We start from the raw sequence: 6,720 nt of genomic DNA, 5'->3' as shown, positions 1-6,720 counted from the left end.
CATTTCTCATTTTTGTTTGATCACTTTTCACTGTTTCCGGTATTTTCAGGATAGAAATTTTTGCCAAAAAAATAATAAAGGGAATCATCTTGGTTTTTAATATAAAAAGAAATTACGGCTTAGAGCGTGCTTCTTCAACAATCTTAATTCCCGAACTCAAACTCACTCCAAATCGTGAAACACCCATATCATGCATTTTACAAAGTGTTTCATAATCTCTAATTCCACCAGCGGCTTTCATTTTTATTCTTCCTTGAATAGTTTTAGCCATAATTTCAACGTGTCGAATTTCTGTTGGTTTCGTTGCCCAACCAGTACCGGTTTTTATAAATTCAGCTCCACTGTTCATAACTATTTTACAGGCTTCGGTCAGCTCATCATCAGTAAGATACATAGCTTCAACAATGACTTTCAAAGGTTTTTCCGCTATTGTTTGATAAACGGCTTGAATATCCTTTGCTACTTTTCCGAACTGTTTTGATTTAAGCCACCCAATATTCATAACCATGTCAAACTCGTCACAACCAATATCATAAAGAGTTTTTGCTTGGAATATCTTCACTTCGGTTAACTCAGCTCCAGTTGGGAAGCCTATTGGTGCTCCAACCATAATATCTTCATCCTTAAAGGCTTCGACCAAAGTTTGAGAGTAACAGGGTAAAGCAAAAGCACAAATAAATTGGTATTTCTTGGTCTTTTCAATTAAATATTGAATATCGGCTTCAGTATTCACTGACTGTAACAAACTAACGTCAATCATTTTTACCAATTCTTTTGGGTTAATTTTCATCGAAGAAATTCCTCTTTTCTCAATATTATATTTATATAATGAATTTATTTTTATTAAACATCTAACTTTTCCATATCATTACCAATGTCAGACAAGCAATTTGATACCCTCTTATATACCTCATAAATCTTTTGATATTTCTCAATATTCTCGGGAATAGGAGTAATACATTCAACAAGGTTATGTAGATCATCGATCCGGTCGAAACTCTTCCATAAGCCAGTTCCAACTGCAGCACAGGCAGCTGCCCCTAACGCTGCTGCCTGTTCATCGATATTAGTTTTAATGACTTTCATATTGTAAACATCAGCATAGATTTGACGCCAGAGCTCGCTCTTGCTCCCTCCACCAACCAATAACATTTCTTCACTTAATCTAGTCATCTCCTTGAGTTTATCCAGGCAACATTTTAGCCCAAGAGCAATACCTTCCATTGCTGCTCGAATCATATCAGCTCGGGTATGGACTAAATCAATTCCAATAAAAGCTCCACGAATATGAATGTTTTTATCAATAGGCATTCCACCACCCAGACTGGGGTTAAATAATAGCTTGTGAGAACCAACTTGCGATTGAGCAGCTTCTGCAGTCATCAATTCATAGACATCTATCCCCTGATTATTGGCCTGGGTTTTTAGATCAATGGTAATGTGATCCCTTAACCATCGGAAACTTGAACCTGCTGAAATGATCGCCAAAGCTGAAGCAAAAAAACCGGGAACAACATGAGCAAAAACATAGGGACGAGCAATTGGATCGAGTAAGGGATTACGAGAAGAGACGGCAATCCAGGAAGAAGAACCTAAGGAATTATACACTCTGCCTTCTTTAAAGGCTTTTGAACCAAGAGCCATACAAGAATTATCCACTCCTCCCGATACCACATAAACATTGGAGTGCAAACCAAGTTCTTCTGCTGAATCTGGCCTAATTTGACCTATAATTTCTGTTGATTGAACTATTTCAGGAAAAATTGAAGCAGAAAGCCCGCTGGCTTCTATCAGTTCTTCGGAATAATCCCAATTTTTTAGGTCATATACTCCCGATCCGGAAGCATAGGAAAAATCAGTTGTAACTCTACCAGTTAATTTAAAATTAATATAATCTTTCGTTCCAATAACTTTATCGATTTTTTTAAAGACTCCCGGCTCTACATCCCTATACCATAATATTTTAAACAAGGAATATAATGGGGGTGGAAATCCATTTCCGGTTATCGTATACCATCTTGTTTCATCAAAACCATCAAAAAATTTTTGAGCTTGTTCTACTGCTCGGCCATCGGACCAGATCGGTGTCTGTTTCCTCAGTAAATTCCCCTGCTTATCTAATGGAACTGCACCCAAACTATGGCCTGAAATGCTGCAACAATAGACTTCTTCCTTTTTAATATTGGTTCTATTTAATAATTGCCTGGTGCTATGAACAATCGCTTTCCACCAATCACTTGGTTTCTGTTCGTGCCACCCATGGGCAGGGTAAATCGTATCATAAGGAACAAATACTCCTGCCAGGCAGTTACCTTCTTCATCGTATAAAGAAGCCTTGTTCCCTCCGGTTCCTAAATCCCAAACCATGATATATTTTGACATTTTTCCATCCCCTAAGATGTTTTCAAATAATAAAATACTTTTAGATATTCTATCAAGAATAATGTGAATTAGAAGCTTTAGCAAGACAGTCAGAATGAGGATCACCTTTTTTGATTGACTTTTTATCTCCGGGAATTATAATAAAGAAAGCTTTCTAACTTCATTAGTAATTTGAAATATAAAGTTTTTTTAAAGATGTTTGATTAGCAGTCTTCTGAGGGGGGCAAAAGTTTTTTGTGAATTACCTTAAGGGAAGCAAACCCATTCAAAGAACAACGATGAGTTGTCAATTCCCTAATACTCTTTCTAAAAATTGGTCGGCTTCATTTTTTTTTAATCCTATTTTTTTATTTAACTTCGTTTTTCCTTATAAATTCCTGTCACCTCTATTCATAGTTTCTTCAGTTTTATCCCGAAATAAAGGTGTGTTCTGTTTTCGTCCCCTTCTTCAACCTTACAATCATCTCACTATAAAACATCTAAATTACAGCCTGTTTTCAATCAAAACTGAATTGACATACTCAATCTTGTTTTGAATTTAAAATTTTATACCATATTGATTCAGGGTTCTTTGGTTACTTCGTAAAAGAATGAACCAAAGTTTAAAAAGCATGTCGTTTTTTAGTTGTTTCATAGTTTGAATTATCTAATGAAAAAAAATCTAACCTACGTAGGGGAGTACTATGAGCTCTAAAAATACTTCATTCAATAATAATATCAAGGCCATGTTAGGAAGACCGGAAATTAGTGTTTTGTTCGCTCTATTGGCAATTTGTGTCTGGCTATCCATTGCTAGCCCGTACTTTTTAACCGCGAGAAATATTGTAAATGTTTTCCGACAATTTTCACTCATAGCCATATTGGCTGTTGGACAAGCTCTTATCATTATAACCGGTGGAATTGACCTTTCGGTTGGATCTTTAGTAGGTTTTACAGCATGTTTTGGTGCTATGGTTGCAAAATCTGGAGCATCTCCTTTATTAACACTCATTGCAATTCTGGGAATGGGAGCTATTGTTGGCTTATCCAATGGTTTACTCGTAAGCAAAGTAGGTCTTCCGGCTTTTGTTGCAACTTTAGGTATGATGAGTATCACCAGAGGTTTTTCGCTTCTCATTACTATGGGGGTTCCTATTCACTATAATCCCACCTGGATATCGGTATTTGGCGGTGGTTATATTCGAAATGTTCCGGTTTCAGTTTTAGTCATGCTGATTATCGTAGCAATTGGCTATATATTCGCTAATAACACTGTTCCAGGAAGAAATGTTTATGCAGTAGGTAACAGTGAAAAAGCGGCCAAGCTTTCCGGTATTCAAGTCGAAAAAGTAAAAATCATGGTTTTTACTATAACTGGTTTTTTAGCCGGAATATGTGGCCTTATACTCATGGGTCAACTTGAGGGAGCAGACGCTTTTTACGGCAATGGATATGAGTTAGATGTTATTGCGGCAGCGGTTATTGGTGGTATTAGTATGTCCGGAGGAGAAGGAAATCCTTTGGGGGTTATTGTGGGTGCAGCATTAATGGGAGTTCTAAAAAACGCCTTTGTTTTATTGGCTGTTCCCGGTTACTGGCAAACTGTAGTAATTGGAGTAGTAATTATTGGAGCTGTTTCGATAGATAGTTTGAGGAGAAAAGGAGCAGCTTAAAGGTAATTTCATTGGTTTTAATAGCTTAGCTTATGCTATTAAAATACAAAAACCCTTGAGGAGGTAAGATTATGTCAAAAACCAGGTTATTATTAGTAGCACTACTTGGAATTTTCTGTGCATCATTGTTTATCGGAATCGCTTTTGCTGCAGACTTCGTTCCGGCAGCTGAACTCAAAGCCCCAGCCGGTGCGTCTCTCTATGTGTTACCTGTTGATCAGGTATCTGAAAAACCTTTGCGCATTGCCACCATCATGGTTCAGAACAATCCCTTTGGAATGGCGGTTATGAAGGGGACTCTCTTTGCCAAAGAAGTCCTCAAAGACCGGAACTGTAAAGTCGACTGGATCTCGGTTCCAGACTTTGATCCCAAGAAATTTGAAGATGCCATGCAAAACGTCATTACCGCTCAATATGATGCTGTTACCCTCTTCGGTCTTTCCGAAGCTCTTCAACCAGTAGTAGATAAAGCCATGGATGCCGGAGTAAAAGTTTACTCTTTTAATACTGAACCCGGTTTAAAGTCAAAAAGAATTGCCTTTTGGGGTCAAGACGGTTTTACCGGTGGTCAAAAGTGTGGACAACTCTTAATGGATGCCATGGATGGAGAAGGAAAGTATGCCATCATTACCGGCTCCTTTAATGTGTTAGGCCATGAATTGAGAAGAACCGGAGCTCGAGATGTAATCGACAAAAACGAGAAGATGGTTCTGGTGGGAGAATTTGAAAACCAGGATAAAGCTGAAGAAGCCTACAACGTTACCCAAAATTTGATTACCTCTAACCCAGATTTAAAAGGGATCTATGTCACTGCCGGTGGTCCCTTTGGTGCAGCCAAAGCCATCAAAGACGCTGGGCTGACTGGGAAATTGAAATTGGTCTGCCATGACTGGATGGAAGAAACTGTTGCTTATATTCGTTCAGGTGAAGTCACTGCCTGTTTGGATCAGGATCCTTTCAACCAAGGATATGCTCCAGTGGTTTCTGCTTTCAATCAGATCGTAGCTGGTATCGTCCCAGAAGCAATCAACTGGTTCGAAGGTGATGTTGCTACTCCAGAAAATGTCAACGAGAAGATCCCGCAATAAATTAATCAGATTGATTAAAAATAACAAGGCGGTTCTATGCCGCCTTGTTATTTAACAACCATGGAGGAAGCGAGTAATGAGTGAAGATATCATTTGTAGAATTGTAAATGTTACCAAGGTATTCCCGGGTGTTATTGCTCTCAATAATGTTAGTTTTGATATTAAAAAGGGTGAGATTCATGCCATTATTGGTGAAAACGGAGCAGGAAAATCAACCTTGATGAATATCCTTTCGGGTGTCTATTATCCCGATGAAGGTCATATCGAATTTGAAGGAAATGTTATCAAATTTAGGGACCCAAGACATGCCCAGCATACCGGAATAGCTATGATCCATCAAGAACTCTCTTTGTCTCGTTACATGAGTGTCGCAGAAAATATTTATCAAGGCAGAATGTTAACCAAATCTTTTGGTTTTATTGATCGCAAAAAAATGATTTCAGAATGTCGGAAATACTTAACAACCCTTGGAGTAGATAATATAGATCCGAGAGTTCTGGTGAAATATCTTAGTGTGTCGCAAATGCAGTTAATTGAAATTGCCAAAGCAGTTTCACTTAATGCCAAACTCCTCATTATGGATGAACCGACTTCGTCACTCACTACTGGTGAAATAACGCTTCTTCTAAAGATTATGAAATCCTTAAAAAATGAAGGTGTTTCGATTCTTTTTATCACGCATAAACTCGAAGAAGTTTTAGAAATTGCCGATCGAATAACCGTTTTACGAGATGGTAGTTATATAGATACACTTCAAAAAGATGATGCTACTTTAGAAAAAATGGTTTCCCTTATGGTCGGTCGTAATTTTGAAAAAAAAGCTCATCGGGAGTTTATACAAGACTACTCCGATCGAGAGGTTATTTTAGAGGTTCAAAACTTGAGTTCTTCAGATCGAGTAAAAAATGTCAGTTTCAAACTTTATAAAGGTGAAGTTTTAGGTTTAACCGGTTTAGTTGGTTCAGGTCGAACCGAATTACTCCAGAGCATTTTCGGTATGGAAAAGATGGCTTCCGGTAAGGTATTGATTAACGGGAAAGAGGTTAAAATCAACCATCCAGCCGATGCCATAAAACTCGGTTTGGGCATGATAGCCGAAGACCGTAAAGAACAAGGCATGTTATTAAAATTATCCGTTCAGGATAACATGACCATCGTTCACCTTAAAAAGCTATCCAGTGCATTACAGTTTATAAATAAAAAGAGGTCAAAGGAAATCTCCAATAAATATGTTAATTTATTGTCAATTAAAACCCCCAGCTTGAAACAAATTTCGAAAAATCTCAGCGGTGGAAACCAACAAAAAACCATTATTGCTCGCTGGCTTATGAATCAACCTAAAATATTGTTTATGGATGAACCTACCCACGGGATTGATGTTGGAGCCAAAGCAGAAATTTATAAGCTTATTGATGAACTTTCAAAAATGGGCGTTTCGGTTATTCTCCTGTCCTCAGAACTTCCTGAAGTTCTCGCCCTTTGTGACCGGATTATGGTCATGCACCACGGTCAATTAAAAGGAATTCTTCATCATCAGGAAGCCGATCAAGTCAAAATTATGAGTTTTATTCTGGAAAATAAAAAAGAAATAGCTTCTT

At 37.8% G+C, this 6,720-nt stretch carries 5 protein-coding genes; 3 read left to right on the top strand and 2 right to left on the bottom strand.

The features are described 5' to 3' along the window. Positions 1-112: 112 nt before the first annotated feature. Both deoC and PLK24_RS06810 read right to left on the bottom strand, forming a co-directional pair. On the bottom strand, positions 113-790 hold the full coding sequence (deoC, locus tag PLK24_RS06815) for a deoxyribose-phosphate aldolase (protein WP_324477564.1): 678 nt from the start codon (positions 788-790) through the stop codon (positions 113-115). Between the two features lie 53 nt (positions 791-843). After that, complete coding sequence (locus tag PLK24_RS06810) at positions 844-2,382, bottom strand: xylulokinase (RefSeq protein ID WP_324477562.1); 1,539 nt, start codon at positions 2,380-2,382, stop codon at positions 844-846. Between the two features lie 683 nt (positions 2,383-3,065). Here PLK24_RS06810 and PLK24_RS06805 point away from each other — a divergent pair. The 3 genes from PLK24_RS06805 to PLK24_RS06795 form a co-directional block, all read left to right on the top strand. Beyond that, positions 3,066-4,034: an ABC transporter permease gene (locus PLK24_RS06805; RefSeq protein ID WP_324477560.1), complete on the top strand. Its 969-nt coding sequence runs from the start codon at positions 3,066-3,068 to the stop codon at positions 4,032-4,034. A 71-nt stretch (positions 4,035-4,105) separates the two neighbouring features. Then, positions 4,106-5,122 carry a sugar ABC transporter substrate-binding protein gene (locus PLK24_RS06800; RefSeq protein ID WP_324477558.1) on the top strand — a complete coding sequence of 339 codons (1,017 nt, stop codon included), beginning with the start codon at positions 4,106-4,108 and terminating at the stop codon, positions 5,120-5,122. A gap of 76 nt (positions 5,123-5,198) precedes the next feature. Then, the coding region (locus tag PLK24_RS06795; protein WP_324477556.1) for a sugar ABC transporter ATP-binding protein at positions 5,199-6,720 on the top strand (1,522 nt) is incomplete at its 3' end.

It is taken from the genome of Atribacter sp., from assembly GCF_035418125.1.
Taxonomy (GTDB): domain Bacteria; phylum Atribacterota; class Atribacteria; order Atribacterales; family Atribacteraceae; genus Atribacter; species Atribacter allofermentans.
Note: the sequence above shows the minus strand (reverse complement) of the source record. Positions and strands in the feature narration are given on the sequence as shown.

Excerpts from the sequence above, each read along its gene's own strand:
- deoC (WP_324477564.1), bottom strand. The coding sequence starts at position 790 with ATGAAAATTAACCCAAAAGAATTGGTAAAAATGATTGACGTTAGTTTG.
- PLK24_RS06810 (WP_324477562.1), bottom strand. The coding sequence starts at position 2,382 with ATGTCAAAATATATCATGGTTTGGGATTTAGGAACCGGAGGGAACAAG.
- PLK24_RS06805 (WP_324477560.1), top strand. The coding sequence starts at position 3,066 with ATGAGCTCTAAAAATACTTCATTCAATAATAATATCAAGGCCATGTTA.
- PLK24_RS06800 (WP_324477558.1), top strand. The coding sequence starts at position 4,106 with ATGTCAAAAACCAGGTTATTATTAGTAGCACTACTTGGAATTTTCTGT.